Origin of the sequence: Trebonia sp. (genome assembly GCF_049794275.1) — a bacterium.
Lineage (GTDB): Bacteria > Actinomycetota > Actinomycetes > Streptosporangiales > Streptosporangiaceae > Trebonia.
This window is the reverse complement of sequence record NZ_JBARCR010001104.1, coordinates 1-2,196: the sequence shown is the minus strand read 5'-3', so window position 1 is coordinate 2,196 and position 2,196 is coordinate 1. Positions and strand designations below refer to the sequence as shown.

The following is a 2,196-nucleotide window of genomic DNA, read 5'->3' as shown; positions in this document are numbered from 1 at the left end:
TGTCCTCCTCCTCGCGCCGGGTGGAGAACCGGCAGCAGGAGGTGTCGGAGTTCTCCCGGTCGCTGAAGCTGCTCGCCAAGGAGCTCGAAGTTCCCGTAGTGGCCCTGTCCCAGCTCAACCGCGGCCCGGAGCAGCGCCAGGACAAACGGCCGTTGCTGTCGGACCTTCGCGAGTCGGGCTGCCTCACCGGTGATACCGCCCTGCTCCGCGCCGATACCGGTGCGTCGGTGACGTTCGGAGAGCTGCTGCGTGACGGCTGGGACGGTGTGCTGGTGTGGTCGCTGGACGAGCAGCACCGGCTTGTTCCGGCGCCTGTCGTCAACGTCTTCCCGTCGGGGACGAAGAACGTTTTCCGGCTCCGGCTGGCCTCAGGCCGCGAGGTCAAGGCGACCGCGAACCACCCGTTCCTCGCATTCTCGGGGTGGACGCCGCTGGGGGATCTTCGGCCAGGCGACCGGGTGGCGATCCCGCGCCGGATCCCGGAGCCGCTGGCACCCGGTCTGGGCTGGTCGGAGCACCGGCTCGGGCTGCTCGCGCACCTCATCGGGGACGGCTGCGTGGTTCGAAGCCAGCCCGTGCATTACACGTCCAACGATCCGGAGAACCTGGCGTTCGTCGAGGCGGCGGCCACGGCTGAATTCGGGATCTCGCCGCGACGGGTCGCTCAGCAAGGCTGGTGGCACGCCTATCTGCCCGCGCCCCACCACTGCACGCATGGCCGGGGAAACACCATCCACGACTGGCTCCGTGAGCTGGGCATCGGGAATCGGCGCGCGCACGAAAAGCGGCTGCCCGAGGTGCTGTACTCGGCCAGCGACGCTGAGATCTGCCTGTTCCTGCGGCATCTGTGGGCAACGGACGGATGCGTCTGGCTGCCGCACGGGAAGGCCGCGGCCAAGGTCTACTACGCGACCTCGAGCCGGGAGCTCGCGGATGGTGTCGCCCACCTGCTAGGCCGGCTGGGGATAGTCGCCCGCATCCGCCAGGTGGAGAAGGCCGGATACAAGCCCGGGTATCACGTGATCGTCGCGGATGCCCCGAGCCTGCGGACCTTCTGCGCGCGGGTCGGGGTTCACGGACGGCGCGGCGAGACCGCACGTCAGCTCGGGGCCCTGTTCGCCGACCGCGTGACGAACACCAACGTGGACACGCTGCCGCTCAGCGTCTGGGACGTAGTTAAGGCAGAACGCGTCCGGGCCGGGCTTACCGAGCGGCAATTCCAGGCCGCGATCGGGACCCACTACTGCGGCACCACGCTGTACAAGAGCTGTCCTTCACGCGAGCGGCTGATGCGCTGCGCAGACGTCCTGGGATCGGAAACGTTGCGCGAGCTTGCGTCGAGTGACGTGTTCTGGGACAAGATCGTGAGTATCGAGCCGCTCGGGCCGCAGCCCGTTTACGACGCGACCGTGAAAGAGACACACAACTTTGTAGCAAATGGGATAAATGTCCACAATAGTATCGAACAGGATAGCGACGTTGTTATCTTGCTCCATCGTGAGGACGCGTACGAGCGGGAGTCGCCGCGGGCGGGCGAGGCGGACCTGATCATCGCCAAGCACAGGAACGGGCCGACCGCGACCGTGACGGTGGCCTTCCAAGGGCACTACAGCCGCTTCGTGGACATGGCGCCGGGCTGAGCTGGCGGTGTAGGATCTCACGTCGCGTGGCGGAATCTCACGGTCAATGGCGGACGGGTGACGGATCCGCCATCGTCGTGAGATACGCCGGAATGCTTCCCGGAAATCCTCCAGCAGGTGTGAGAGCGTAGTTACGCCGTCGCCGGTAGTAGGTGGCTTCGTCGCGACCCCGGCGGCGCCCACACCGTCCTGGCCTTCGACGACCTGTCCGTCGGCTCCCTGCGGCCAGCACCGGCAAGTCGAGGAACACCACAGGAGACCACCGTGGTCTCGGCTTGTACCGTCGAGTGCGTGTCGCTCAGCCCCCTGCCCCGTCGACGCGCGCCGTTAACGGTTGGCGGTTCTGCGCTGCGTGCTGCCCTTGACGGGCTGACACGTGGTCAGCTTGAGTGTTGCCACTGTCTATCTGCGCCATCACCGGACTGCGCGTTTCCTCGTGGTTACTCCCCTGCTCCCTGCAGCAGGGTGGCTCATTGCGTCGGCACCGGTAAGCAGAGGAGCCTGCGGTGTCGCCCTTTCGAATAGGACTGATCTGTATGACGTCCGTATCCACTGG

General features: G+C 66.4%; 1 protein-coding gene. It reads left to right on the top strand.

What is annotated here, in order from left to right; all coding sequences use genetic code 11:
• Positions 1-1,640, top strand: a 1,640-nt coding sequence (locus WA805_RS27480) for a DnaB-like helicase C-terminal domain-containing protein (protein ID WP_425243788.1), incomplete at its 5' end; no start/stop codon positions are given.
• Positions 1,641-2,196 lie beyond the last annotated feature (556 nt).